27 protein-coding genes are annotated in these 25,601 nt (G+C 62.1%); 6 read left to right on the forward strand and 21 right to left on the reverse strand.

Annotation, left to right across the window (positions count from 1 at the left end; translation table 11 throughout):
* The first annotated feature begins 63 nt into the window (after positions 1 to 63).
* Positions 64 to 984: a LysR family transcriptional regulator gene (locus QTJ18_RS06815; RefSeq protein ID WP_252754198.1), complete on the forward strand. Its 921-nt coding sequence runs from the start codon at positions 64 to 66 to the stop codon at positions 982 to 984.
* Between the two features lie 144 nt (positions 985 to 1,128).
* Here the strand turns inward: QTJ18_RS06815 and QTJ18_RS06820 are convergent, their stop codons facing one another.
* Positions 1,129 to 1,509, reverse strand: a complete 381-nt coding sequence (locus QTJ18_RS06820; RefSeq protein ID WP_252754197.1) for a winged helix-turn-helix transcriptional regulator — start codon at positions 1,507 to 1,509, stop codon at positions 1,129 to 1,131.
* Between the two features lie 102 nt (positions 1,510 to 1,611).
* Between QTJ18_RS06820 and QTJ18_RS06825 the strand changes: the two genes are divergently transcribed.
* Positions 1,612 to 2,358: an SDR family NAD(P)-dependent oxidoreductase gene (locus tag QTJ18_RS06825; protein WP_252754196.1), complete on the forward strand. Its 747-nt coding sequence runs from the start codon at positions 1,612 to 1,614 to the stop codon at positions 2,356 to 2,358.
* A 91-nt stretch (positions 2,359 to 2,449) separates the two neighbouring features.
* On the opposite strand, the gene QTJ18_RS06830 is transcribed toward QTJ18_RS06825, so the two are convergent.
* The 3 genes from QTJ18_RS06830 to QTJ18_RS06840 form a co-directional block, all read right to left on the reverse strand.
* Complete coding sequence (locus QTJ18_RS06830; protein ID WP_252754195.1) at positions 2,450 to 3,436, reverse strand: LysR family transcriptional regulator; 987 nt, start codon at positions 3,434 to 3,436, stop codon at positions 2,450 to 2,452.
* A gap of 169 nt (positions 3,437 to 3,605) precedes the next feature.
* A complete protein-coding gene (locus tag QTJ18_RS06835; RefSeq protein WP_252754194.1) occupies positions 3,606 to 4,334 on the reverse strand; it encodes a L,D-transpeptidase in 729 nt (242 codons plus the stop codon).
* A 143-nt stretch (positions 4,335 to 4,477) separates the two neighbouring features.
* Positions 4,478 to 5,152, reverse strand: coding sequence for a response regulator (locus QTJ18_RS06840; RefSeq protein WP_252754193.1), 675 nt, complete (start codon positions 5,150 to 5,152; stop codon positions 4,478 to 4,480).
* Between the two features lie 171 nt (positions 5,153 to 5,323).
* Here QTJ18_RS06840 and QTJ18_RS06845 point away from each other — a divergent pair, with 171 nt between their 5' ends.
* A complete protein-coding gene (locus tag QTJ18_RS06845) occupies positions 5,324 to 7,384 on the forward strand; it encodes a prolyl oligopeptidase family serine peptidase (protein WP_252754192.1) in 2,061 nt (686 codons plus the stop codon).
* Positions 7,385 to 7,467: 83 nt separating this feature from the next.
* Positions 7,468 to 8,418, forward strand: coding sequence for an alpha/beta hydrolase (locus tag QTJ18_RS06850; protein WP_252754191.1), 951 nt, complete (start codon positions 7,468 to 7,470; stop codon positions 8,416 to 8,418).
* 78 nt (positions 8,419 to 8,496) lie between these two features.
* Here QTJ18_RS06850 and QTJ18_RS06855 read toward each other — a convergent pair whose 3' ends face one another.
* The gene (locus QTJ18_RS06855; protein WP_252754190.1) at positions 8,497 to 8,772 is read right to left on the reverse strand and encodes a hypothetical protein; all 276 of its coding nucleotides are present in this window, start codon (positions 8,770 to 8,772) and stop codon (positions 8,497 to 8,499) included.
* Positions 8,773 to 9,023: 251 nt separating this feature from the next.
* The gene (locus QTJ18_RS06860; protein ID WP_252754189.1) at positions 9,024 to 10,013 is read right to left on the reverse strand and encodes a zinc-dependent alcohol dehydrogenase family protein; all 990 of its coding nucleotides are present in this window, start codon (positions 10,011 to 10,013) and stop codon (positions 9,024 to 9,026) included.
* 138 nt (positions 10,014 to 10,151) lie between these two features.
* Between QTJ18_RS06860 and QTJ18_RS06865 the strand changes: the two genes are divergently transcribed.
* On the forward strand, positions 10,152 to 11,078 hold the full coding sequence (locus tag QTJ18_RS06865) for a LysR family transcriptional regulator (RefSeq protein ID WP_252754188.1): 927 nt from the start codon (positions 10,152 to 10,154) through the stop codon (positions 11,076 to 11,078).
* 33 nt (positions 11,079 to 11,111) lie between these two features.
* Here the strand turns inward: QTJ18_RS06865 and QTJ18_RS06870 are convergent, their stop codons facing one another.
* Together QTJ18_RS06870 and QTJ18_RS06875 are read right to left on the reverse strand one after the other, a co-directional pair.
* Positions 11,112 to 11,729, reverse strand: a complete 618-nt coding sequence (locus QTJ18_RS06870; RefSeq protein ID WP_252754187.1) for a pyridoxamine 5'-phosphate oxidase family protein — start codon at positions 11,727 to 11,729, stop codon at positions 11,112 to 11,114.
* Positions 11,730 to 11,759: 30 nt separating this feature from the next.
* Entirely contained in the window at positions 11,760 to 12,377 is a 618-nt protein-coding gene (locus QTJ18_RS06875) for a TetR/AcrR family transcriptional regulator (protein WP_252754186.1), read from the reverse strand.
* Between the two features lie 235 nt (positions 12,378 to 12,612).
* On the opposite strand from QTJ18_RS06875, the gene QTJ18_RS06880 reads away from it, so the two are divergent.
* Positions 12,613 to 13,650 carry an LLM class flavin-dependent oxidoreductase gene (locus tag QTJ18_RS06880; protein ID WP_252754230.1) on the forward strand — a complete coding sequence of 346 codons (1,038 nt, stop codon included), beginning with the start codon at positions 12,613 to 12,615 and terminating at the stop codon, positions 13,648 to 13,650.
* A gap of 118 nt (positions 13,651 to 13,768) precedes the next feature.
* Here QTJ18_RS06880 and QTJ18_RS06885 read toward each other — a convergent pair whose 3' ends face one another.
* The 13 genes from QTJ18_RS06885 to QTJ18_RS06945 form a co-directional block, all read right to left on the reverse strand.
* Positions 13,769 to 14,245: a DUF2269 family protein gene (locus QTJ18_RS06885; RefSeq protein ID WP_252754185.1), complete on the reverse strand. Its 477-nt coding sequence runs from the start codon at positions 14,243 to 14,245 to the stop codon at positions 13,769 to 13,771.
* Positions 14,245 to 15,537 carry an SDR family oxidoreductase gene (locus QTJ18_RS06890; RefSeq protein WP_252754229.1) on the reverse strand — a complete coding sequence of 431 codons (1,293 nt, stop codon included), beginning with the start codon at positions 15,535 to 15,537 and terminating at the stop codon, positions 14,245 to 14,247. The genes QTJ18_RS06885 and QTJ18_RS06890 overlap by 1 nt, the downstream gene beginning before the upstream one ends.
* A 173-nt stretch (positions 15,538 to 15,710) precedes the next feature.
* The gene (locus QTJ18_RS06895) at positions 15,711 to 16,937 is read right to left on the reverse strand and encodes an NAD(P)/FAD-dependent oxidoreductase (RefSeq protein WP_252754184.1); all 1,227 of its coding nucleotides are present in this window, start codon (positions 16,935 to 16,937) and stop codon (positions 15,711 to 15,713) included.
* A gap of 9 nt (positions 16,938 to 16,946) precedes the next feature.
* Entirely contained in the window at positions 16,947 to 17,267 is a 321-nt protein-coding gene (locus QTJ18_RS06900) for a 2Fe-2S iron-sulfur cluster-binding protein (protein WP_252754183.1), read from the reverse strand.
* A gap of 24 nt (positions 17,268 to 17,291) precedes the next feature.
* Positions 17,292 to 18,476, reverse strand: coding sequence for a cytochrome P450 (locus QTJ18_RS06905; protein WP_252754182.1), 1,185 nt, complete (start codon positions 18,474 to 18,476; stop codon positions 17,292 to 17,294).
* The gene (locus QTJ18_RS06910) at positions 18,469 to 19,218 is read right to left on the reverse strand and encodes an ABC transporter ATP-binding protein (RefSeq protein WP_252754181.1); all 750 of its coding nucleotides are present in this window, start codon (positions 19,216 to 19,218) and stop codon (positions 18,469 to 18,471) included. Before QTJ18_RS06910 ends, QTJ18_RS06905 begins: the two co-directional genes overlap by 8 nt.
* Complete coding sequence (locus tag QTJ18_RS06915; protein WP_252754180.1) at positions 19,211 to 19,963, reverse strand: ABC transporter ATP-binding protein; 753 nt, start codon at positions 19,961 to 19,963, stop codon at positions 19,211 to 19,213. The genes QTJ18_RS06910 and QTJ18_RS06915 overlap by 8 nt, the downstream gene beginning before the upstream one ends.
* Entirely contained in the window at positions 19,960 to 21,000 is a 1,041-nt protein-coding gene (locus QTJ18_RS06920) for a branched-chain amino acid ABC transporter permease (protein WP_252754179.1), read from the reverse strand. The genes QTJ18_RS06915 and QTJ18_RS06920 overlap by 4 nt, the downstream gene beginning before the upstream one ends.
* Before the next feature lie 13 nt (positions 21,001 to 21,013).
* Positions 21,014 to 21,868 carry a branched-chain amino acid ABC transporter permease gene (locus QTJ18_RS06925; RefSeq protein ID WP_252754178.1) on the reverse strand — a complete coding sequence of 285 codons (855 nt, stop codon included), beginning with the start codon at positions 21,866 to 21,868 and terminating at the stop codon, positions 21,014 to 21,016.
* A 92-nt stretch (positions 21,869 to 21,960) separates the two neighbouring features.
* On the reverse strand, positions 21,961 to 23,139 hold the full coding sequence (locus tag QTJ18_RS06930; RefSeq protein ID WP_301557747.1) for an ABC transporter substrate-binding protein: 1,179 nt from the start codon (positions 23,137 to 23,139) through the stop codon (positions 21,961 to 21,963).
* Positions 23,140 to 23,203: 64 nt separating this feature from the next.
* Positions 23,204 to 23,965: a GntR family transcriptional regulator gene (locus QTJ18_RS06935; protein WP_252754177.1), complete on the reverse strand. Its 762-nt coding sequence runs from the start codon at positions 23,963 to 23,965 to the stop codon at positions 23,204 to 23,206.
* Positions 23,966 to 24,181: 216 nt separating this feature from the next.
* Positions 24,182 to 25,009 (reverse strand): carbohydrate ABC transporter permease, encoded by an 828-nt coding sequence (locus QTJ18_RS06940; protein WP_252754176.1) that lies wholly within the window; start codon positions 25,007 to 25,009, stop codon positions 24,182 to 24,184.
* Positions 25,006 to 25,557 carry a carbohydrate ABC transporter permease gene (locus QTJ18_RS06945; RefSeq protein WP_252754175.1) on the reverse strand — a complete coding sequence of 184 codons (552 nt, stop codon included), beginning with the start codon at positions 25,555 to 25,557 and terminating at the stop codon, positions 25,006 to 25,008. The genes QTJ18_RS06940 and QTJ18_RS06945 overlap by 4 nt, the downstream gene beginning before the upstream one ends.
* Between the last annotated feature and the right edge of the window lie 44 nt (positions 25,558 to 25,601).

Below are 25,601 nucleotides of genomic sequence, written 5' to 3' on the forward strand. Positions count from 1 at the left end.
TGGGGATCGAATGTCACGGTCATGCCACGGTTCCTTCGACCCCGGACAGATCTGTCATTTGCAATGCGCATCATCGATATCAAAACCTTCGTGGCCATCGCGCGCAACCGTCATTTCGGACGGACGGCGCGGGAGATGAACATGACGCAGCCGGCGATATCGAGCCGGCTTGCGGCGCTTGAAGCAGAACTGGGCTACCGGCTGGTCAATCGGAACGAACGGGAATTCAGGTTGACGCCGGAAGGCGAGCGGACGCTGCAGTCCTTCGAGATGATCCTCGGTGAACTCGATCGGCTGGAATGTGGTCTGTCGGGCCAAGACGCACCGGTTCTGGTGCCGCTCCGGGTCGGCGCGATCGACTCCATTTCTTCGACCTGGATGCCGCATTTCATCGATGCGCTGCATAAGCGCTTCGTCGGCCTGAAGATCGAACTGACCGTGGACGGGACAGACCACCTGCTGCACGGCTTGCGCAAAGGCCGCTATGATATCGTGTTTGGCATCCAGCCTCTCATCGGGGAGGGTTTTCGCAGCTTTCGATCCTGCACATTACAGATGGTCTGGGCTGGCTCGCCGAAGCTGATCGAAGCGGAGCGCATCTATAGCGTCGCATCCCTTGCCGATATGCCGATCATCTCGTTTCCGAAGGATTCCCCTCCTTATCAGATGATTGCCCCTTATTTTCATGATGAGCAGGTTCTCGCCTCCAAACTGACCAGCTGCAATTCCCTCTACGCCATCATCAACCTGCTGGTCGACGGCTTTGGGATCGGCGCCATACCCACCGTCACGATCATGCGTGAGCTGAAAAGCGGTCTCCTTTGCCCGGTCAAGGTCTCCAAGCGCTTTCCTCCCATGCCCATCATTGCCACCTACCAGTCCTCGACCCATCAGGACCTCATCCGCATCGCCGTCGAGCAGGCCAATCTGAGCGCCGAGCTGTTTTGCGAAAGCGCGGAACCGGGCACGGCCTGGATCGAGTGAGCCGATCAGGATCGGGAAAGGCCCTCTCGCGGATTGCTCATTCCGCCCTGACGCAGGCACAGTGTCCGCCCCTTGCCTCTCATGCCCGAGAGGGCATGATGCGAACGCAGCCAGACCAGCGCGTTCGATACAGCGCTTCTGTTCCTATTCCGGAGAAGGATGCCTTGCGATCGCCTTTGCACCGGACGCGTCCCGGCGCGACACCAGGGTTTCGACCTCGGCCATATGCTGCGTTCCCCAGGCGCAGAGGGGCTTCAAGGCGTTGGAGAGTGTCACCCCGAATGTCGTGAGGGAATATTCCACGCGCGGCGGGATCTCCTTGAAGTCCACGCGATCGACGACCCCATCGGCTTCCAGTTCTTTCAACTGCTGTATCAGCATCTTGTCGCTGACCTTGCCGATCGCCCGGCGAAGGTCGCCGTAACGCCGCGTTTCATGCGCAAGGTGGTACAGGATCAACGGTTTCCACTTGCCGCCGATGACCGCCAGGGCAGCATCGAGGCCGCAAACGAAGCTGGATGCCATCACGAGATCTCCACGATTTAGGTACTTACCAAAACGTACATACTGGAAGAAAGAATAGCAACATCCCATCTCGACGAGATCAGTATTCAAATGGAGATCGAGATGGACAGACTTCGAGGCAAAATCGCCGTCATTACCGGCGGCAATAGCGGCATTGGTCTGGCGACCGCCCAGCGGTTCGTGGCGGAAGGCGCCGAGGTTTTCATCAGCGGGCGGCGGCAGGCGGAATTGGACCGGGCGGTGGCAACGATCGGCGCCGGCGTCACCGCGATACAGGGCGACGTGTCCCGCCTTGAGGATTTGGATCGGCTGTTTCAGACCGTCCAGGCAAAGAGCGGAAGGATCGACATTCTCTTCGCCAATGCCGGCCTTGGTACCTTCGCACCGCTCGGCGCCATCGACGAAGCAGATTTCGATCTGACATTCGGCGTCAACGTCAAGGGAACGCTGTTCACGGTGCAAAAGGCATTGCCGCTGATGCGCAAGGGCGGCTCTATCATTCTCACCGGATCGACAGCCGGCGCCACCGGAACCCCCGCCTTCAGCGTCTACGGCGCAACGAAGGCCGCCATTCGCAACTTCGCGCGAAACTGGGCCCTGGACCTCAAAGGGTCGGGCATCAGGGTCAATGTCCTCTCCCCCGGAGCCACGGAGACGCCGGGCCTCAAAGGCCTGGTCAAGCCGGGAGAAGAAGAGGCCTTTCTCGGCGGCTTTGCCGAGGACATCCCGCTGGGCCGGGTCGGCAGGCCTGAGGAGACAGCGGCCGCGGCGCTGTTTCTCGCTTCGGACGACAGCAGTTTCATGACGGGTAGCGAGATCTTCGTCGACGGTGGTTCGGCGCAGATCTGACACGTGTTCGAGAGTGTGCGGAGGGTCCCGCCATCAGCGGCGCGGAACCTCCGCAAACGCATGATCCCGGTTCCGGCCGGCGCTCCGCGCCTCAGTCTTGCGCGGATTCACTCTTCCGCTTGCGCTGCGGCAGGGCTTCGATAGCGTCGAATTCGTCCCCTGCGCGGTGCCTGTCGACAATTCCGTCGAGCGCGCCGAGTTCGGCAACCGCGAAATCGGTGAATGCCCGGACGATGGAGCTCATGAAGCGCAGCGAGGGATAAGCGAGAAAGGCCTCGGTCGGCTCCACCTCATATTCGGGGAGAATTCGCACGAGACGTCCCGCGGCGAGATCCTCATTGACCATGATCTGCTGAACCGGCCCTGCGGCATGGCCCTCAAGCAAAGTCGCCGAAATGACCGGCGCGCTGTTTGTGCGCAGAACCGGCTGGATCACGACGTCCCTTGCCTGTCCGTCGAGATCGCGAAGCCTTATCGTATCGGCCGAAGTCAGTGACCGGGAGCTGACGACAAGCGGCACCTGGGCCAGCCGCTCGATCGTGGCGACCGCTCCATATGTCTCGATAAAGCGCGGCGCCGCAACCAGGATCCTGCGGATCGAGCCCAGCCTGCGGATGATCAGCTCCTGCTGCAGGGGACGACCATATTTCACGGCGACATCGAAATTTTCGTAGACGAGATCCACGTCGCGATTGTCGAGGATGAGATCCGCCGTCACGGACGGGTGCAGTCGCTGGAAGGCCATGACGATGCGGTGCAGATGTTTGGTGCCGATACAAGACGGCGCATGTACCCGAAGATGACCCTCAACCCGTCCGATATTCTGCCTGACGCCTTCCAACGCGGCATCGATGGAGGACAGCGCCTCCCGGCTCGCCTCATAGAGAGCCTGCCCCTGAAATGTCGGCCTGACCGCGCGTGACGAGCGCTCGAGGAGCCGCGCCCCGACATGCCTCTCCAGGTTCTGGAGGTGTTTCGTCACCCCCGGCTGGGAGAGTTTGAGATCGCGCGCGGCATCGGTGATGGAGCCGCGTTCGACGGTTCGGACAAAGGCCCTCAATGCTGCTGCTATATCCACGACACAACTCCCGCGGCTCGACTTAGAGAGAGGATCAGGACCTGCATGTCAGCCCCTTTCTTGTGACCTCGGTGATGGAAATACGTCATCGAGGTGCGGCACTCCGTGGTCTACCGCCTGGAGGTGGCAAGATTGCGGTCTGAGGGTGGATGAGTCGATCGCTTCTCGATCAGACGGCAGTCGCCGGCGCCTGATGCACGACGATGCGCGCATGGTAGGGAATGCGATCATAAAGATCGACGATGTCGTGATTGGTGAGACGCACGCAGCCCGACGAGACGCTTTTGCCGATCGATTGCCATTCGGGGCTGCCATGGAGGCGGTAGAGCGTATCCTGGCGATTCTTGAAAATGTAGAGGGCGCGCGCGCCGAGCGGGTTCATGATCCCCGGCTCCATGCCGCCATTGGCGACTGAGTAGCGTTCAAGCTCGGGCTGGCGCGCGATCATTTCGGCAGGCGGTTTCCAGCGGGGCCAATGTTGCCGCCAGTGGATCGTGCCCTCGCCTTCCCAGGAAAAACCGTCTCGGCCGATCCCGACACCATACCGCATCGCGGTGCCACCCTCTTCCACGAGATAGAGAAAGCGTTCCGGCGTATCGACGACCACCGTTCCCGCCGGCTCGCCGGTGGGGTCGGAGACCCTCTGCCGGAGATATTTCGGATCCATCCGCCGGTAAGGAATGGCCGGGACCTGATGTCCGCCATCCTGAAAGGCGGCGTATCGGGCTTCAAGCTCCGGATCGGCGCCCAACGCCATGCGAGGATCGTCCGGTTTCGGCACCGGGACCGGTTGGATGGCTGTCGGGGCAGAGGTGGCGCATCCGGAGATCAGCGTGGTGGCAGACAGGGAGCCGAGCAGGAAGCGGCGGCGGGAAAAGATCGTGGGAAGTGGCTGCATATGCAAGGTTCATCGTCCGTCGGGGGCATCAGGGTGACTTGTGTTCTGGCCATCAGACCCGATGCTGCGCAGGAGGTCTATCCCGCGTCGGGCTATGGGTCCCATCACCTTTGGCTATTTGAAGCCTCTGAACCAGTGCGACATTAGGGAGCCGGCCTCAGGAGATAGCCCACACCCCTGACCGTATGGATCTCGACGCCGGCTTGTGCATCGCGCAGCTTTCGCCGAAGGCGCGACACATGCGAATCGAGCGCATTTGACTGGATTTCGTCGTCGAAGCCGTAGACCGCCTCTTCAAGAACCTCGCGCAGGACGGTGCGGCCACGCCGGCGCAACAGCGTGGCCAGAACGCTCACCTCCCGGCGCTGCAGGTTCAGCCGCATGTCCCTCACCCGGGCCTCGCCGAAGCTGGCATCGAACACCAGCTCTCCTACGGCAATTTCCTCGGAGGCGACCTCGCTCGGGCGGCGCTGGACAGCCCGGATGCGGGCGAGCATTTCCGCAAGCTCGAAAGGCTTGACCAGGTAATCATCGGCTCCATCATCAAGGCCTGAAACCCGGTCGGCCACTTCTCCGCGAGCGCTGAGGACAATGACGGGTATGCCGGGCCTGTCGGCGCGGAGCGTGGCAATCAGGCTGAGACCATCGCCATCGGGAAGGCTTCTGTCGAGCAGGACAAGACCGTGCACGCCGGCGCGCGAAGCTTCGCGCGCAAGCGCCAGGCTGTCGACCCAATCGACGACGAAAAGCTCGCGTTCCAGAGCCGCTTGCAATGGCCTGGCGAAACCTGCCTCGTCTTCAACGAGCAATATCCTCATCGTCGGCTTCCTCATCCGCAGGGTTCCGTCACCATGGCCGGCGCGATTTTCCTGCCGTGCAAATGGGTTGGTTCTGGGGCGGCGGCAAGGAAGGCGCCGTAATGTCCCTGCAATGAAGCGCCATAGAATGCCGCGATCGTGCCGGACGGCGTTCCGGCAGATAAGGAGCCCATGATGAAGTACCCAGAGACGAGACGCGAACCGATCATCGATGAGCGGTTTGGCACCTCGGTCGCCGATCCCTATCGCTGGCTTGAGAACGACATCCGTCACGATCCCGAGCTCGCCCGGTGGGTCGAGGCTCAGAACAGTCTCTCCGACGCCTATTTGGCGACACTCCCGGGGCGCGACACTCTTCACGACCGGCTGACCGCACTTTACGCGCACCAGCGCATCTCGACCCCGGAAAAGCGCGGCAACCGCTATTTCTTCACGCGCAGTTCCGGCCTGTCGGCCCAGCCGGTTCTTTATCGGTGCGGGCGGGACGGGGGCGACGAGCAAGTCGTCATCGATCCCAATACATGGTCGGAGAACGGCACGACCGCGCTCTCCGAATGGGAACCTTCCGAGGATGGGCGCCATATCGCCTTCGCCGTCCAGGACGCCGGATCGGACTGGCGCACCCTGCGTGTCCTCGATGTCGACAGCGGCATAGCGCTGGAGGACGAAATCCGCTGGGCCCGCTTCACCAGCATAGCCTGGCTGCAGGACGGATCCGGCTTCTTCTACACACGCAATCCGCAACCGGAAGAGGGCTCGGCCTTTGCGGCGCGGGTGAATGACCACGCCGTCTACTTCCACCGGCTTGGCACGCGCCAGGCTGACGACCGTCTCGTTCACGCGCCGAAAGCGACCCTTCCCCTCATTCATACGGTCGAGGGCACGCCGGACGGTCGCTACCTCCTCATCTACACCTCGGCGCTCCAAGGCGGCACGGCAGTCTCGGTGGTCGAGCTGTCGGATCCGGACTGGACGGTCCGTCCCATCATCAAGGACTTCGACAAGATCTGGACCCTTGCCGGCAACCGCGCAACGACCCTCTATTTCGTGACCCAGCATGAGGCCGAGCGCGGCAGGCTGGTCACGCTCGACCTGGCCGCTGCCGATCTGACCTTGGCGGAACTGGTCGCCGAAAGCGATGTGCGGGTTCTGCGGTTCGCGTCGCTGATCGGCGATCGCCTCATCCTCACCTATGGCGTCGACGCCAAGACCGAGATCGAGCGCTTCCGCCTTGACGGGACGTCCGAAGGACCGGTCGACCTGCCTGGCATTGGCACCGCCGGCCCCTTTCGAGGAAGGCCGGGCGACGACGAGGCCTTCTTCGTGTTTACCAGCCATGACACGCCCTTCAGCATTTACCGTTACGACGTGGCCACGAACAGTCGCAGCCTCTGGGCCGAGCCCGACACGAAACCGGATGTTGACGGTCTTCGCGTCGAACAGCATTTCTTTGCATCGAAGGACGGGACCCGCGTGCCGATTTTCGTCATCCGTTCCGCTAAGGCCAGTGGACCGGCCCCCACTTTGCTCACCGCCTATGGCGGCTTCGGCATCTCCATCGTCCCTTACTACATGCCGGATGCGATGGCCTGGGTCGAGCAGGGCGGCGTCTATGCGATTGCCAATATTCGCGGCGGCGGCGAATATGGCAGTGGCTGGCATGAAGACGGCCGCCTTGCCCGAAAGCAGAACAGCTTCGATGACTTCATCGCAGCGGCCGAATTCCTGCGAAGGGAGGGGATTGCCAAGCCCGACGGGATAGCCATTCACGGCGAATCCAATGGTGGTCTGCTGATGGGGGCGGTGGTGAACCAGCGGCCCGATCTCTTCGCGGCCGCACTTCCCGGCGTGGGTGTCCTCGACATGTTGCGCTTCGAGGAATTCACGGGCGGGTCGCTGTGGTCGCAGGAGTTCGGCAGTCCCGCAGTGGAGGCGGATTTCCGGATCATCGCGGCCTATTCGCCGCTCCACAACATCCGCGATGGCGCCACCTACCCCGCCATTCTGGCGACGACCGCGGATACGGATGATCGGGTCGTACCGGCTCATTCCTTCAAATATATCGCCACGCTCCAGGCTGCGGAGATCGGCGATCGGCCGCATATGCTGCGCATCGAAACGCAGGCCGGGCACGGCATGGGCAAGCCGATCGCCAAGGTGATCGACGAGGCCGCGGACCGGTGGGCATTCGCCGCCTTCTGGACCGGGCTTGAGGTCCATCCTCGCGGCTGAAATGCCGAGCCTTCACGATCAATCCTGCGGCCAAAATCGTTTTGATCGGCCGCAGGTCCGAACTCAAGAGAGGAATCATGTCCATGGCCTCATCAACGGTTGTTCTGGCAGCGGCGGTTGCGCTGTCGCAGGAGATCCTTGCACCGGGTCCGGCTGGAGATCTGAGCGGAACTTTCACGCGTGTGAGAGACCCGTCCGCTCCCGTCGTGCTCATCATTCCGGGTTCCGGCCCGACCGACCGGGACGGCAATAGCAGGCTCGGGATTCAGGCGGGATCCTACCGCCTGCTTGCGGAAGGACTGGCCGCCCGGGGCATTTCCTCGGTTCGGATCGATAAGCGAGGCATGTTCGGGAGTGCCGGCGCTGCCGCCGACGCAAATGCCGTGACGGTCGACGACTATGTCGCCGACGTGCGATCCTGGACAAGGTCCATCGCGGCCGAAACCGGCAGAGACTGTGTCTGGCTTCTCGGCCATAGCGAAGGCGGGCTCGTGGCGCTGGCCGCCGCTCAGGTAGAGCCATCCATCTGCGGCCTCATTCTCATCGCCACGCCAGGCCGTCCCATGGGTGAGGTGCTGAAGGAGCAGCTTGCGGCCAATCCTGCCAATGCCGCTTTCCTCGGACAAGCCAATACCGCCATCGATATGCTGGCTTCGGGAAAGCGGGTCGGGGCCGGCAGTCTGCCGGAGCCTCTGCGCCCTTTGTTCGCACCGGCTCTGCAGGATTTCCTCGCCAGCGTGTTTCGCCTGGATCCTGCCAAGCTGATTGGAAGCCTTGCAAAGCCGATACTGATCCTACAGGGCGACCGCGATCTTCAGGTCGGCGTGGGTGACGCGGAAAGACTGAAGGCCGCTGCCGGAAAGGCGATGCTTGTCCTGCTTCCCGGCGTCAACCATGTCTTGAAAGCCGTTCCGCCGAACGATCCCACGCAGAATCTTACGAGCTATGCCGATCCCGACCTGCCTCTCGCCGCGGGGATCGTCGACGCCATCCGGACATTGATCTCGGCAAAGCCCGAACGCGATGATTTGTGACGGAGCTTTGACCGCCGGCGAAAGCCGGCCCGAGAAAGGGCCGGTCATCCCGCCATGCAAAGGTCCGTCTGATCGGCCTTAGCGATTGCCCATCCGCTGGCGGTGGACGAGTTCCAGCGAGCGATCGTCCCGGATGATATAGGTCTCCTCATAGCGCGTTCCGTCGGCATAGAAACTGTGGGAGAGTGTGCTTCCGATGGGAGACTTCTGCAGCTTCGTCGCCGGCTGGCCGGTGAATGTAATGCTGCCTTGGATGGGGTCGAGCGCCGCTGCCCTGGGGGCGAATACTGCCTGTGATGCCAGGCTTGCCAGCAGCACGGTGGCGGCGACGATGGTTTGCGATGTTCGGGTCATGATATTCTCCTTCGATCTGATAGTGAGCGCGTTTCGCCCGGTGTTTCTGGTTGGGTGAGCGAGCGGAAGACCCTGTCGTCCGGTGCCTTTCAGCCCCTGCGCGCTGGATCACGCTGCCGGCCTCGTCGGTGGCGTCCGCCACCGATCGCCGGCTGAATGTCTGATGGATTGCGGTGTCTTGCAGGGGGGCCGTCCCGAGGACAGGTCGGGGCATTCCCCCCGACCCTTGACGAGACCCTCCAGCCGTAGCGTCAGATCCCCGAGCCGCCGGCGACGTCGATGACGACCTTGCCGCGCAGTCCTCTAGCCGAGCCGTTTTCCAGCAGTTCATGCGCCTCGCTGATTTGGGCAAGGGGCAGCGTCGCACCGACGACCGGCTTGACCAGGCCGCGTTCGACCAGATCGGTCAAGGCATCGAGTTTGCCCCGGTTCTGACGGGTGAACACGAAATGGTAGGCGGCATTCTTGCCCCAGGCCTCGATGAGATTTTGCGGCTTGGAGAGGTCGACAAGGCTCACCACGCGTCCGCCATCGGCGAGGGCGAGAGGGCTCCGTGTCAGCGCGTCGCCGCCAATCGTGTCGAAGATGACATGCACGCCTTCTCCGGCGGTCAGCCGGGCCACGGCTTCCACATAATCTTCCGCTGTGTAGTCGATCGTCTCGTCGGCGCCGAGCGAGCGCACGAAGTCATGGTCGCGGGCACGCGCCGTGGTGATGACGCGCGCACCGAGCGCCTTGGCGACCTGCACGGCGATCGTTCCCACGCCACCGGAGCCACCATGGATGAGGATGGTCTCGCCGGCCTGCAGCTGCGCCCGTTGGACGAAGGCCTCCCAGACGGTACCGCCGACGAGGGTCAGGCTGGCCGCCTCGATATGCGTCAGGTTGCGGGGCTTGCGCCCGACGAGGTCGACGTCGGCGACGTGCTGCTCGGCATAGGAACCCGCACCGCCAAAGATCTTCGGCGTGTAATAGACCTCATCTCCCACAGCGAACTCGTTGACGTCTGGCCCCAGTTCCTCGATCACGCCGGAAATATCATGGCCGATAATGGCAGGCAAAGGCACGTGGTCCACGTAGTCGCCACGACGGATCTGGTAATCCAGGGGATTGATGGCGGTCGCATGAACGCGCACCCGCACCTGCCGTGGCCCGACGGCCGGTACATCCACATTGCGCAACTCAAATGCATCCGGGCCGCCGAACCGGGTCAGGACGGCGGCTTTCATGGTCTTGGTCATCACGATTATCCTTTCAGCAACTTCCGACGGTGTCCGTCACGGCGCCGTCTCGATATGGCCTATGTGGACTCTCTCGATTTCTTTCGGTAGCAGCGCTATTCTTGCATCAGTTTCAAAAAAATTTTGAAAGGGCATCCGATGGATTTGGGCGATTTGAGCCTGTTCGTGCGCATAGCGCAGTTGCACAGCATCAGCGCCGCAGCGCGTGACCTGGGTCTTACGCCGGCCGCGGCAAGCGCCCGTCTGAGTTCACTGGAACGGAAGCTGAGCACGAGGCTCCTGCACCGCACGACCCGCCAAGCGACGCTGACGGAGGACGGGCTGGCTTTTCTTCCGCATGCCGAGCATGTCCTGCTCGCTGCAGATTCTGCCCTGGCGGCCCTTGGGCGGGAGCAGGCGGCGCCACGCGGCATATTGCGGGTGGCGGCACCGGCCTCTTTCGCGCGGATGCATATCGTGCCCGGCCTGCCGGATTGTTTTGCCAGATATCCTGATCTGTCTCTGGACCTGCGCATCTCCGACACGATCGTCGACCTGGTCGAGGGCGCCTTCGATGTGGCGGTCCGCTACACCGAACCGAGCGACTCATCCTTCGTGGCGCGCCGTCTGGCCCCCGACAATCGCGTCCTCGTGGCGTCGCCGGACTATCTCCGGCAGCACGGGCGGCCCGATACGCCGGACGATCTGGCGCACCACACTTGTCTCGTGGTCGGCACTCTGGATCTTTGGACATTCCGGGGCGACAATGGCGAGACGATCGAGCGGCGCGTGACGCCGAGCCTGCGCATCAATGACGGCGGAGCCGTGCGCGACGCCGCATCCGCCGGCCTCGGCATCGCGCTCATGGCGACGTGGTGCGCGGCAGACGAGATCCGATCCGGCCTTCTTGTGCCGGCTCTGCCGCGCTTTCCGCTCATCTCGACCCAGACATTATGGGCGCTTTATCCCAGCAATCGCGAACTCGCTCCCAAGGTCCGGGTTTTCATAGACTGGCTCGTCAAGCGCTTCGGCAACCAGCCTTATTGGGACGAGGGACTGGACGCGATCCTCGGCAAGGCCGGTTGAGGGCTCAGCAAGGTCCCGCCCTCGCCTGGCGCCTCACCCTTGCGGCATCTGCGCGCGCAGACGGGCATTTTCCGCCTCCAGGGATTCCAGCCTGTCCCGGATCGGCTGCAGGGCGGCTGCCATCTGGGCTTCGGTGAACCGCGGCACGATGTGCTGGGGGCAGTTCCAGTCGAAATTCTGCAGTCGCAGGCGGATGATCCTCTCGACCTTTCCCGTTGCACCGGCGAGCACTGCATCCGTCATCGCAGGATCTGCGTCGAGAGCGACGACATCTGCGTAGACATAGATTTTGAGGCGCGCCCGGCGCGGATAATCCATCAGGAAGAGACAGGCCTTGTCGTTCGCCGACAGGTTGCCAAGGCTGATATACTGGAAATTGCCGCGATAATCGGCGAAGGCCAGCGTCTGATCGTCGAGGACCTTCAAAAACCCCTGCGGCCCGCCGCGATGCTGGACATAGGGCCAACCCGTCTCGGACACCGTTGCCATGTAGAAACTGTCCCGGCTGGAAATGAAGGCCGCCTCGGCCTCCGTGAACCGGTCAAACTCCCGGTTGCCTTTGAAGTCGGCCCACATGTCGGCCACGCCAAGTTCTTCCTGCACTGCCCGCACGGCGGGCGTCACAGCAACATCGAGAAAACCGAAAGCCATTTCTTATCTCCAATCCTGCCTGCTCAACGACTATTGGTGCCGGTTGTCTGCGCGCAGAGCTTCCAGATGAAGCAGGGCGGCTCTGCGCAGGCTCGAAATATCCGATCCGGATTGCGACATCACGCGGATACCGGACATGAAGGTGGCCACCATGAGGGCAGCATCGCCCGGCGCCAGACCCTGCCGAAGCGAGCCATCAAGACACCCGGCCGTGACGGCCTCTTCCACCAGCGCAAGCTGGCTCGTCATGTAGCTGTCGAGCAGGCGCTGAATGCGGGGCTCCTTTTTGCCGATTGCCGGCGCCATCCGCGACGCGACGATCATGCAACCCGCTGCATGCCCCTCACCTTGCGCTTGCTCTTCCTCCTGAAGAATGAGCTCGAACAGCGCTGCCAGCCGGGCATGGCCGGAAAGATCGCCCCGCCGGAGGATCGCCTCCTGGTGGTCCATGGCCTCTGCGATCTGCCATTCCAGCGACCGGATGAACAATTCGTCTTTGGATATGAATGTATTGTACAGGCTGCTGCGCCGCACACCCGCCGCCTCGCATAATTGCTCCGTCGACGTATCGGCAAAGCCATGCATCCTGAACTGTTTTGCGCTCGCGGCCAGAACCGCCGTCTCATCGAACTCTCTCGGCCGTGCCATGGTGGTCCCGCATGTATTTTGTATTTTCAAGTACAGAACTACCACGCCGCCTGCCGCGGGTCAAGGATCCGGGGGATGATCGCGGCCGGCCCGCGCGGCGTTCCCCGTTTCGCGAAAGGGCTTCGCAGGATCAAGCACTATCGCAGGCCCGCCTGACATGACAGTGATCGCCGGCGGGCGCCTTTCGTCTCTGGTGAAGGAGGGTCTGCGCGATACAATTGCCAAAGGAGCGGTCATGGAAATCGGGATCGACAGTTTCGCAGCCATCCTCCCCGATCCGGCGACGGGTCGGGTTCCGTCGGCAACCGATCGGATGGCGGAACTGATCGAGGAAATCGAGGTGGCTGATCGTGTCGGACTGGACGTATTCGGCATCGGCGAACATCACCGTGCAGAGTTTCTCGACTCGGCGCCAACGATCATATTGGCGGCTGCAGCCGCCCGGACGAACCGGATCAAGCTGACCAGCGCGGTCACCATCTTGAGCGCCGCCGATCCTGTGCGCATCTTTCAGGAATTTGCAACGCTCGATCTGATCTCGAAAGGTCGTGCTGAAATCGTTGCAGGCCGCGGATCCTTCGTCGAAGCTTACCCGCTCTTCGGCCTGGACACGCGCGACTATGACGCGCTTTTTGCGGAAAAGCTCGATCTTCTGCTTGCGCTGCAAGACGAGACGAATGTGACCTGGGCGGGGCGGTTCCGACCGCCGCTCACCGGGCAAGGCGTCTATCCGCGTCCGCATCAAGAGCGCCTGCCGATATGGATCGGCGTCGGCGGCACCCCGCAATCCTTCGCGCGCGCAGGGGCGCTCGGTCTTCCCTTGATGATCGCCATCATTGGCGGAAGCTTCGATCGCTTCCGTCCCCTCGTCGATCTCTATCGAGAGGCTGGCAAACGCGCGGGACACGGACCCGACATGCTCAAGATCGGCGTTCATGCAATGGGCTTTGTCGGCGAAAGCGATGCCGCAGCAAGGGACGCCTTCTTTCCTGGCTGGGCGCATCTGACAGCGGATATCGGGCGCGAGCGCGGCTGGTCGCCGCCGACCCGGCAACAGTTCGACGTGATGGCAGGACCGGAAGGTGCATTTCTGGTCGGGGAACCGAGGACCGTCGCGGCCAAGATGCTGCAGGCGAGCGAGACCCTGGGCGGGATATCGCGGATCACCTTCCAGATGAGCACGGCTGCTCTCGATATTGCCGCGATGAAGCGGTCAATCGAGTTGCTGGGCACCGAAGTGGCCCCCGTCGTCAGGGCAGCGCAGCGCGGCTGAGACGCTAAGGCTGATGTCGGCGGCAAGATCGAAGTGAACCGGCGGCCTCCGACGCGACGCGGAACAAGCAGACGGCCGCATCGTCAAGGTGGCCGCGAAACAGCCGGGGGAGCTGCTGCTAAAATGCGATATCCGGCTTGGTCAGCATCAGCCAGACAATGCCGATGACGGAGAAGAAGGCGGGAAAACCGCATGCGAACCAGACGCGGTAGAGCCTGACCCATTGCCCGGAAAGCGGCTCGTTGCGCATCTCTGCGAGCCGCGCCAGGTTCCGCAATCGGATTTGTATCCAGATGACCGGGAGCCAGAAAACACCCGTCACGACGTATAAGACGAGGGATAGCACGATCCAGCCTTCCGTCAGGGACCAGCCGACGGCTCGGGCCAGAAGATATCCGGTCACGGGCTGCAGGACGGCAGCCGTCGCCGTGAAGAGGGCGTCGGCAACGACCACAGTGCTGGAAACGTGAGCGATCAAGGTCGGGTTGTTGGTCCGGCGCGCCATGACCATGAAGAAGGCAATACCCGCGCCGGTCCCGAGTAGAACCGTTGCGCCCAGGACGTGGACAAGGCGCAGCCAGGCTTCGAATTCCATCAACGTTCATCCAATATGGCGAGGGCGACAAGGCAGAGGGGCAGGAACGGTATCACCTTCACGAAGGGTCCGAGGGGGTCGAGCCAGAGGTCCGGGCGCAGAACGGTTCCACCCAGAAGATAAGCGACAGCCACGGCCGCCATGCCCATCAGCGCCTTCCTGGCAAAGGGCCGGATCAGCACAAGAAGCCCCAGGGCCATATCGAGCGCGCATGTGGCAAGCGTCAGAGCCAGGGCCAGCGGCGGGCTCATAAACGGCTCGAAATGCGACGCGGCACGCGACGTGTCCAGAAGGGGAATGACTCCGGACAACAGCCAGAAGAGGGACATCAACACCATGACGACCGGCTTCACCAGATATAGACGGGCGAACCAGAGGTCCTGAACCCCGGATGGATTAGCGACGAGCGCATGCTCGGCATTGCGCAGCTCAAGGCCTTCGGGGAGGCTGGCGTGATCATGCTGGCAGGTTACTCCATGGCGCATGACCAACATGGCCGTCGAGCGCAGGGGTGAGCGCCATCCGAGATGACCCGCCAGATCGGCCAGAAGCGTGACCAGGCGGCCGAATATGGGGGGAACCTCGACGACGGATGCCGGCGGAAGGCCAAGCCATCGCCGATGCAGTTGCACGAGCTGCCCCAGCGTCAGCCGCTCCGGCGCAGCCAGTTCAAGATCTGTTCCGCTCGGAAGAGCCCCTTCCACTGCCAAAGCAACGGCCTCGGCCACATCGTCCACATAGACAGTCTGAACAGGGCTATCCGCGTAGAGAAGCGGAAGGGCAAGGGGCGTACTGGCGAGGGCCCTGATCAAAGCGCTGCCGCCATGCGCATTGCGACCGAGGACCAAGGCAGGCCGCAAGATCACATGATCGACTCCGCTTGATGCCAAAGCCTCATCGGCGTGCCGCTTGGTCGCGATGAATGGCAGGTCGTGCGACCCGCCATTGCCTGAAGCGGAAACCTGCACGATACGCTTGCCGCCGGCCAGCCGGGCCCTTTCATACAGGGCCTGCATGGATCTTTCCTGCGCCGCGGCAAGATCATCCGAAAGTCCATCCTGAAGCGCGCCGGCGCAGTTGACGATGACATCATGATTGTCCACCAGGTTTCGCCAGTCATCGCTGCGCACCATGGTGGCAAGGTCGCTCCTGATCCAGGACACCTCGGGCCATTTATGCGCCGCGCGCTCGGGGCGCCTTGCAAGACCGGTGACCGCGTGCCCCTGCGAGATCAGCCGCATGAGGATCGAAGAGCCAATGAAGCCGTTCGCGCCCAGAAGAAGTACCTTCATGCTCAAGCGTCATGTCCCTTGATGAAACCCGCTGGACATAGAGCAAACCCGATCTTCTGCCGCAAGCCGCAAATGCGAGCGTGGCTCCGATCCCCTGGATGCGGACCACAGCAATGCCCGCGCATTCGCCGCCTCGTCTCTGCCAAGGCGCCAGACCGGGGAACCGCCGTCCATCAGGCCGTCATGCGGGCATCCTTCTGCAGCTTGAGCAAGGCACGCAGATCATAACCGGCCGCTTCCAGCACTGCCTTTGGCTGACCGAGAAGGAAACGGCCCGCCATATGGCTTCCCGCCTCGTTCACCGTTTCGACAGCCGCCAGACGCCCTTTCGAAAAACGCAGCACGAGAGGTCCGCTATCCGGCCGGGGCAAGACCACGTCCTCATCCGCATCATGTGCAAAGCCTGCGATTTGCAGCTTCCAATCCGCCTGATCGGACCAGAACCAGGGAACCGCCGCATAATCACCCGCTTCGCCTTTCAGCAGAACCCGGGCGATATGACGGGCATGGTCGACAGCCGCCTGCACCGATTCAAGTCGTGTCCAATTGCCCTGCATGGGAAAGGAACAGACGTCACCGAGCGCCGAAATGGCCGGATCGGAGGTTCTGAGGGAACCGTCCACCCGCACACCATTGCCGATTTGAAGCCCGGCCTCTGCCGCCAGTTCCGTATTCGGAACAACCCCTGCCGCGATCAGAACCAGGTCACCATCCAGCCTCGTGCCATCCGTCAGTCCAACACCGATGGCTCGACCTTGCGTATCGGTGATGACGTCGGAGGCACGGGCATGGAGCCGTACATCCGTGCCCATGGCGATGTGCATGGCAAGGAAGGCATCGGACATGGCAGGCGAAACGGCGCGCGACATCAGGCGACCCGCCGCTTCCAGCACCGTCACCTCCACTCCTGCCTTGCGGGCCATGGCTGCAAATTCCAGGCCGATAAAGCCACCTCCGATAACGATTGCATGGCGTGTGCCGACCATGGCGGAGCGCAAGGCATCCGCATGAGCCAGGGTGCGCAGAGACAGGACGCCGGCCGCATCGATACCGGCAAGGGGTGGCATCAGATTGCGGGTGCCGGTCGCGAGGATCAGGTGGTCGTAGGTCAGAGCCTCACCATCCGCCAGCCATACCAGACGAGCGGCGCGATCGATCCTGGTCGCGCGCATGGTATGCCGAAGCGTGATATTCGACGTTACAAAAAAGCTTGCAGGCTTCAGGGCCAGGGCCGCGGGATCGCCCTTTGCCATATAGGCTTTGGACAGCGGCGGACGCTGATAGGGCAGTCCCGGCTCATCACCGACAAGCGTCAGACGCCCCTGATAGCCCTCTTGCCGAAGGCTGGCTGCCATCTGCAATCCACCCTGCCCTGCGCCAATGATGACGATGTTGTCCATGTTGACACCTCAGATCTGCGCTTCCGGCAGATGAACGACAAGTCCGTCGAGATCCGCGCTCATCTCGATCTGACAGGATAGGCGGCTTGTGGCTTTCACCTCAGATGCCGCGCATTCCAGCATATCGGCCTCACCCTCGCCCCGCCGCCCGGTCTTTCCGATCCAGTCCTCATCCACGTAACAGTGGCAGGTTGCGCACATCATGGAGCCACCGCATTCGCCGATCACGCCATCCACGCCGTTTTGCACCGCCGCTTGCATCACACTTTCGCCCTCGCTTGCCTCGACCTCGGTTCGAGTTCCGTCATGGGCTACGAATATGATTTTCATGAAATCCTCCTGGAAGATCCGGCGTCAGCCAAGCCGCACGGGCAGATTGATGGGGCCGCGGAAACCGAAGCCGCGCCATTTGACCACATCCGGGTCGGGCAGGCTGATATTGGGGAACCGCTCGAACAGCATTTCGGTGAGGATTGCGCCGACCGTTCGCCTTGCCACATGCGTTCCGCCGCAATGGTGGGGGCCGGAGCCGAATGCCTGGTGCGGATTCTTGGACCGGAACACCTGGTACCGTTCCGGATCGTCATAGATCTCTTCGTCGTGATTGGCCGAGGCCTGAATAGTCATCACAGTGTCACCTTTGGGGATCAGGCAGCCGCGGATCTCGACATCTTCCAGCACAAGGCGCGATGAGGCCTGAATGGGAGCGACCCAGCGCACGCCTTCTTCGAAGGCCGCACCCCATTTACCCGTGCGCTTGACCTCTTCCAGCTGCTCCGGCTCGGTCAGAAGCCCGAAGACGATCGTGGAGAACGCATCGCGTGGCTCGTTGATACCGCCGCCAATGGCAATCTTGATGTTGGCAACGATCTGGCTCATGGCGATCGGGTTTTCCGCATGGACCATGACCGACAGCGCGGAATGATCCGGTATGGCCTTCACCCGCTCCACCGCCCGTTCCAGCACGGCATCCATTTCATCATTGGCGCGGTCTGAAACCTCGAAGGGCCCCGGCAGCCAGCCGAAATTGCCCGCCCCATCGATCAGCGCCTGAGACCAGAACATCATCTGCTCGTCGGATGCTTCGGGAATGCCCAGGATATGAGCGAGAATCCGGGCAGAGAGCGGCCCGGAGATCTCCTTGTGCAGATCGACCATCTCGCCCTTCGGCAGCCGATCGAAATAGTCCGCGGCGAATTGACGATAAAGCGGTACCCAGACGTCCTGAATGGTCTTGGGCATGAGGGCGGGTGCCATGGCCATGCGCTCCGCCATATGGTCGCCACCATCCTTGCGCATCAGCGTGTGGGCGCGGAAGGCGCGCTTCATCGGCGTGTTCGGGTCGTTGGACGAGAAGATCCCGGGCGTATCCTTGACGAATTTGGTGTCGGACGCCTTGGTCAGGAAGGTGCGGCCTGCCGCCTTGACGCGCATCACCGGAGCTTCGGCGCGCAGCCGCCGGTAGATCGGATAGGGGTCGAGATGCAGCTGCTGGAGGGTGATGTCCGTATCCTGCGGGGCAAGGGTGAGTTCAGGCATGGGTTTCTGCTCCTGCATAGGCACGATGGCGCTTTGCACTTTTCGCGACGCCGAGATGCGCCTCGATTTGGGTCGGATCGGCCAGAAGATCGGCGCTGGCCGCAGCGTGAACGATGTTTCCGCGGTCGAGAATCACGGCTTTATCGGTCATCGTCAGGATTTTCTGTGCGTGCTGCTCCACGATGATCGTCGCCATTCCTTCTTCGCGAATGAGGCGGCGGATCGCACTCAGCATCTGCTCGATGATGATGGGGGCAAGCCCCTCCGTCGGCTCATCGAGAAGCAGGATCTTCGGGTTCAGCATCAGAGCCCTGCCCACCGCCAGCATTTGCTGCTCGCCGCCGGAAAGCTGGTTCCCCATATTGGCGCGCCGCTCTTCCAGCCGCGGAAAGAGCTTGTAAACGGCGCGCAGATCCCATTTTCCGGGCCGTGCCGTGGCCGTCAGGTTTTCTTCCACGGTCAGGGAGGGGAAGATATCGCGCTGCTGCGGAACCCAGCCAATGCCCGCCATCGCACGTACCTCCGGCCCGGCTTTGGTCAGATCGCGACCGGCCAGCGAAAACGTTCCGGCAAATTGCCGGGTCAGTCCGATGATGCTGTCGAGCAAGGTTGTCTTGCCCACGCCATTGCGACCCAGAACCGTCAGCGCCTCACCCTCGCCGAGCGAGACACTGAGGTCTGAAATGACGACTGCTTCGCCATAGCCTGCGCGCAGGTTCTTCACCTCAAGGAAATCAGCCATGGTCGTCGCTCCCGAGATAGATGTCCTGAACACGGCTGTCGGACATGATCTGTTCCGCAGTGCCATCGGCAAACAGCGCGCCGCCAACGAGCACGGTGATCCTGTCCGCAAAGGAGAAGACCAGATCCATGTCATGCTCGATCAGCAAAATCGAAACATCGCGCGGCAGGTTGGCCAAGGTTTCCAGCAATTCCTCGCGCTCCGCTTCCGGCACACCGGCAGCCGGCTCGTCCAGCAGCAGCACGCGCGGATTGGACGCCAGCGCCAGGGCAATCTCCAGCAGGCGCTGCTTGCCATAAGGCAGGCGCTTTGTTGGCTGGTCCATGACGTCAAGCAACCGGAACCGCTCCAGCAGGCTGATAATGTCGTCGGACATATCCGCCTGCCTGCCGAGGCGATGCCAGAAATTGGCGCCCCTGCCGATGCGTTCCGACACGGCGAGAGCCAGCGTTTCCACCGGTGTCATGTCGGCAAACAACTGGTTGATCTGAAAGGTGCGGCCCAGCCCGAGCCTGGCGCGGGCAATCTGATTGAGGTGGGTAATGTCCTCGCCTTGAAAGAGGATCTTGCCGCCGCTCGCCGGCAGAACGCCCGTTAAAAGATTGACGAATGTCGTCTTTCCGGCCCCGTTCGGGCCGATCAGCGCGTGGCGTGCGCCATGGTCCAGCGTGAAGGAGACACTGTCTGCAGCAATGAGGCCGCCGAAGCGCTTTTCGAGGGCGATGGTCTGGAGGGCGGCCTTCATGCGCGGCTCCCCCGGCGGATGGTCGCCAAGAGACGAGCAGGCCAAGCGTTGAGCCGCTCCCGCCCGATCAGCACCACGATCAGCATGACCAGTCCGACCCAGAACATCCAGTATTGCGGTGTGAAAGCGGAAAACCAGTCCTGCATCAGCTTGAAGGCGATGGCGCCGATCAACCCGCCATAGAGATAGCCGACGCCGCCCAGAACAAGCATGAGCAGCACATCGGCCGAGCGGTGAAAGGCCAGCACGTCGAGCGAAACGAACATGGTGGTCTGCGTGAGCAGCGCACCGGCAATTCCCGCCATGAAGGCGGAGAAGGTGTAGATCCCAAGGATGCGCCGCCCGACCGGAATGCCGATGCTGCGGCTGCGCAGGGTATTTTCACGAATGGCCCGCAGGGACAGACCATAGGGCGAGCTGACCACCATGCGGGCCACCAGGAAAAGACAGATCGCGACCACCAGCGTGTAGCCATAGGCTGTCGTGCCCCAGAGATCGAACTCGAAGTGACCAAAGATCGGCTGAATCTGGACACCGGTCAGGCCATCGGCGCCGCCTGTCAGCCAGGATGCCTTGTTGGCGGCTTCGAAGAGCAGCATGGCAATGCCCAGCGTCATCATCAGCCGGGTCAGGTCAGAGGCTCGCATCAGCAGCAAGGGTCCAGTCACCAGGCCAAGGAATGCGGCAGCAATACCGCCGAGAAACAGTCCGCTCAGCGGTTCCCCCGTCAGATGGATGGCCGTCAACCCGGCTACATAGGCACCAATGCCGAAGAAGGCGCCGTGCCCCAGCGAGACCACGCCGGCATAGCCGATGATGAGATCGAGCGAGACGGCAAACAGGCCGAGAATGGCAATTTCCGACAGCAGCAGATGGCGCTCTGGCAACAGGAAGAAAGTCGCCGCAACCACCAGCCAGAACGCTGCCTCCGGTGGCTTGAAGCCGCTGCGGCTTCGCAAGATGGCGGCTGCGCGATCATGGTGCGTCCTTTCCGGAAGAGCGGCGGGCGGTGCGGTCTCAACGATATCGGCTGGCATGATGGCACACTCCTCAACGGCCGGATGCGATCAGGCCCTGCGGACGCAGGACGAGAAGCACAATCATCATCAGGTAGATCAGGAAGGCGCCGAGCTCCGGCAGGTAATATTTGCCTGCCACATCGGCGACGCCAATGATCAGAGCCGCGATGAAGGGCCCGGTCAGGCTGGACGTTCCGCCGATCGTGACGACGATCATGACATAGACCAGGATCTTCAGGGGAAAGGACGGATCGAGCCCCAGAAGCTCTATCCCCAAAGCTCCGCCAAGCCCTGCAAGTCCCGAACCGACTGCGAATGTTGCGGCGAAGATCGCGCTGACATTAATTCCGAGCCCGCGCGCCACGCGCTGATTATCCACCGCGGCGCGCAGCCGGGCGCCGAACCGGGTACGCGCGAGAATGAGTTGCAGCGCCACGACGAGCGCCGCGCAGACGAGGATCAAGAATAGCCGGTAGCGACCGATTGCGACGCCGGCGATCTCAAGGCGGCCCTGCAGCCATGCCGGCAAGGTGATCAGCTGCTGCTGGGATCCGACCAGCCAATCCGCCGCCGCCATCGACATGAAGACCAGGGCGATGGAAAACAGCACCTGATCCAGATGGCTTCGCCGGTAGAGCCAGACATAAAGTGTCCGCTCCGCGATCGCGCCGAGAGCTGCGGAGGCAAGAAAGGCAAGCGGCAAAGTGGCAAGGAAGGGCAGGCCAAGCCGGTTCATCGCAAGCGCGGTGACATAGCCGCCCAGCATGGCAAAGGCACCATGCGCCAGATTAACGAAATTCATCAGCCCCAGCGTGACGGCAAGGCCGGAAGCCATGACGAAGAGCAGCATGCCATAGGCAATGCCATCGATAAGAATGGTCAACATTTGCGAGTTCCCTGGCGTCAGCCCTCCCGCCCTGGCGGATCACGCCGGGCGGGAACGGCAATACGTGGATGACCGGCCGTGGCCGGCTGGCGCTAACCGGCCTTGCCCGGGTCCTTCACAGCGTCGAATGTCTGGAACTCGACGTTCCAGAGTTTGCCTTCGATGCGTTCCACCCTGCGCATGTAGACGTTCTGGACGATGTCGCGTGTGTTGGGATCGATCGAGATCGGACCGCGGGGACTTTCCCAGGCCTTGCCCTTGATCGCCTCGATCAGCGCTTGGCCGGTGGAATCGCCCTTCGTTGCCTCAAGGCCGGTATAGAGCGCATGCATGCCGTCATAGCCGCCGACCGCCATGAAATTGGGGCGGCTGCCATTGTTGGCGGCACCAAAGGCCTTCACGAATTCCTTGTTGAGGGCACTGTCATGCCCGGCGGAATAATGGAAGCCCGTGATCGCCACCAAGGCCGGGTCACCCATGCTGTCGAGGATATCGTCATCCGTCACGCCGCCATCGGCCAGGAGCTTGATGCCGGACGTGTTCAACCCGCGTTCCACGAACTGCTTCATGAAGGGCGCGCCGACCCCGGACGGCACGAACACGAAGATGGCATCCGGCTTCTGATCCGCCACCTTCTGGAGGAAGGGCGCGAAGTCGGGATTGGCAAGGGGAACGCGCAGGCTCTCCACGACCTGACCGCCGGCTTCTCCGAAGGTCTTGATGAAGGTTTTCTCCGCATCGATCCCCGGCCCGTAATCGGAAACCAGCGTCACGGCCTTGCGCACGCCGTCGCCACTCGCCCACTCCGCGATCTTTGCGGTGACCTGCGGCGTGGTATAGCTGGTGCGGATGATGAAGGGGGATGCTTCCGTGATGGAGGATGTTGCCGCCGCCATGACGATTTGCGGGATCTTGGCCTGGGCCGAAAGGGGCGCTGTGGCCAGCGCCAGCGGCGTGAGGCCGAAACCGGCCAGCGCCTCGACCTTTTCGCGAACGATCAACTCCTGGGCGTGGCGCTTTGTGGCGTCCGCCACGGACGCATCATCACGCAAGACGATCTCGATCTTTCGCCCCGCCACCTCATCGCCATTCTGCGCGATATAGAGGCGGACAGCCGCCTCGATCTGCCGCCCTGTCGATGCAAAAGGGCCGGTCATCGGCAAGATGAGACCGATCTCGAACGGCTTCGCCGCCGCCATGACGCCGCGTGCGGACAGGCTGAAAGCGGCAGCGGAAGCCATGGCCGTTCCCAGGAATACTCGTCTTTTCATGTGGTTCTCCTCCAGATTATTGATCTTGGCGACCTCCCAATCGCCAAGTGTGGCCCCGGCCCGGCTAGCTCCCGGACTGGCGGATCAGTGTTGCCCCCTCCAGACCATCCAGAAGATGGCGCGCATTGAGGGCGCGTGTCAGATTGCGTTGTGACAGACGGGCATGCTCGCGCATGATCTGCTCGGCCCGACCACCCTGCCGGGTGGCAATGGCATCGATGACCGCACGGTGCTGATCATGCCCGATCCAGAGATGCCGCCGCGCCGCCTCGTCCGGCGTATGGATGCCGACGAGCGCGCTGGCGGATCCGAAGGGTCGCGCATTGGCGCGGGCCAGCTCCTGCTGCAGGAGCTGGCTGTTGCACGCCTCGACGAAGATCTTGTGGAATTCGGCGTTCAGGCGGGAATAGGTGATGATCGACTGCTCGTTGAAGACGGGGCTGATCAAGGCGGCTTCAATCCCGTCGCAGACGTGCCCCATGTCCGCCAGAACCTGCGCGTCGACCCCACGCTCGGCCAAAAGCCGGACACAGAGCCCTTCCAGCATGCCGCGGATCTCGATGGCTTCATTGATTTCCGAGGGAAGAAAGCGGCGGACGGTATAGCCGCCAGCAGGCATGGCCTGCAGAACGCCCTCATCGGTCAGCTTCTGCAAGGCTGCGCGGATTGGGGTGCGCGACATGGACAAAAGATCCGCAAGCTGCACCTCCGTATAGCGCGTATCGTCTTGCAGCTGCCCATTGGCAATCATGTCACGCAAGGTAAGCACGGCACGCATTGTCTGCGTGGTGCCTTGCGTCAGATCTGACACGACGGTCTTTCCCATTCCCAATCTCCTCCTCCGTCAATGTATACATGCGTTTTTATTTTCGGAAAGGAAATAATTGTACGGGCCAAATTTTCTGCGTTTCCGCGGCTGTTCTGCTCCGCAATGTATACACGCCAGGGAATCATATCGCGCGATCACGCGCTGCGAATGCTGATGTTCCGAGCGGGCGAGTGATAGGCGTGGGGCCGCCGGAGACGCGGGACAAGGGTTCCTTCACCCCTTGATGCCGCCGCTGACCAGTCCATCGACGATGTGCTTTTGCATGGCGACAAAGAACACGACGACCGGGAACAGCACGATGACGGTGAGGGTCATGAAAGCGGGCCAGTTGACGGAGAATTGCCCGACGGCCGAATAGACCTGCAACACGAGTGTCTTGTTGCTGGCCGAGCTGAGGAACACGGTCGGCGTGATGAAGTCGTTCCAGACCCACATCGTCTGAAACACCGCGACCGTGATCAGGATGGGTCGGATCAGCGGCAGGATGATACGCCAGTAGATGCCAAAGGTGCCACACCCGTCGATCCGTGCCGCCTCGACGATCTCGAAAGGCACGGTCTTCATGTAACCCAGGATCAGGAAATAGCAGAATATCGACCCCGCACTGTACATCACCACCAGACCGTTGAGTGAATCCACCAGATGCACCCGCGCCAGCATTTGATAGAGCGGGATCAGCGTGGACTGGAACGGTACCATGAAGGCAAGCACCAATGCTGCCCCGAAGGTGCGGTTGATCCAGGTCTGCCGCATGATCATGCCGTAGGCCGCCATCGACCCCACCAGCAGCATCAAAAGGACTGAAACCACGGTCAGATACAGCGTGTTCAGGAAGCTCTGCAGGATCGGGATCGACTGGAAGACAGTCACGTAATTGTCCAGGTACAGATGAGACGGCAGGCCAAGCGGTGCTGCGCCGGTTTCCTGCGGGGTCTTCACCGTGTTGACCACGATGTAATAGAAGGGCAGGCCCACGGCGGCTGCCAGCATCAGCATCACGGCGCTCAGACCGCCCGAAATCCACTTGCGCCGACCGGTCATGCCACGTTCCTTTCCAGCCGCCGCGAAATGACAAGTTGCACCATCACAACCACCAGCACCATCAGCATGAACACGACGGCCAGGGCAGAGGCTTCGCCAAACTTTGCCTCGCCCAAGCCGCGCCGGATGATGACCTGGGAAATGGTCGTCGTCGCAAACCCCGGGCCGCCCTTGGTCAGAGTGTAGGGCAGGTCAAACACCTTCAAACCGCCGGTCAACAACAGCATCTGGCTGACCGTGATGGCCGGGACCAGCAGCGGCAGGGTCAGGTAACGAAAGCGCGCGAAGGCATTGGCACCATCGATCCGGGCGGATTCGTAGAAGTCCTTGGGAATGGACTGGATATAGGCCAGATAGAGGACGGCATGCCAGCCCGTCTTCTCCCAGACAGTGACGACCACGGTGGATAGCCGCGCCAGCCAGGCATCGGCCAGCCATGGCACCGGATCGAAACCCACCGACATCAGCGGGGAATTCGCGGCACCCTCGTCAACATCAATTTCTGGAAACTCTGGAGGGACCTGACCATGGCCCTCCACCGCCAGCATCACAACGTGGCCTGCCTGGTGTTGCAGCCGGACGGCCTTCCCCT

This window comes from Rhizobium sp. SSA_523, from assembly GCF_030435705.1.
Classification (GTDB): domain Bacteria; phylum Pseudomonadota; class Alphaproteobacteria; order Rhizobiales; family Rhizobiaceae; genus Neorhizobium.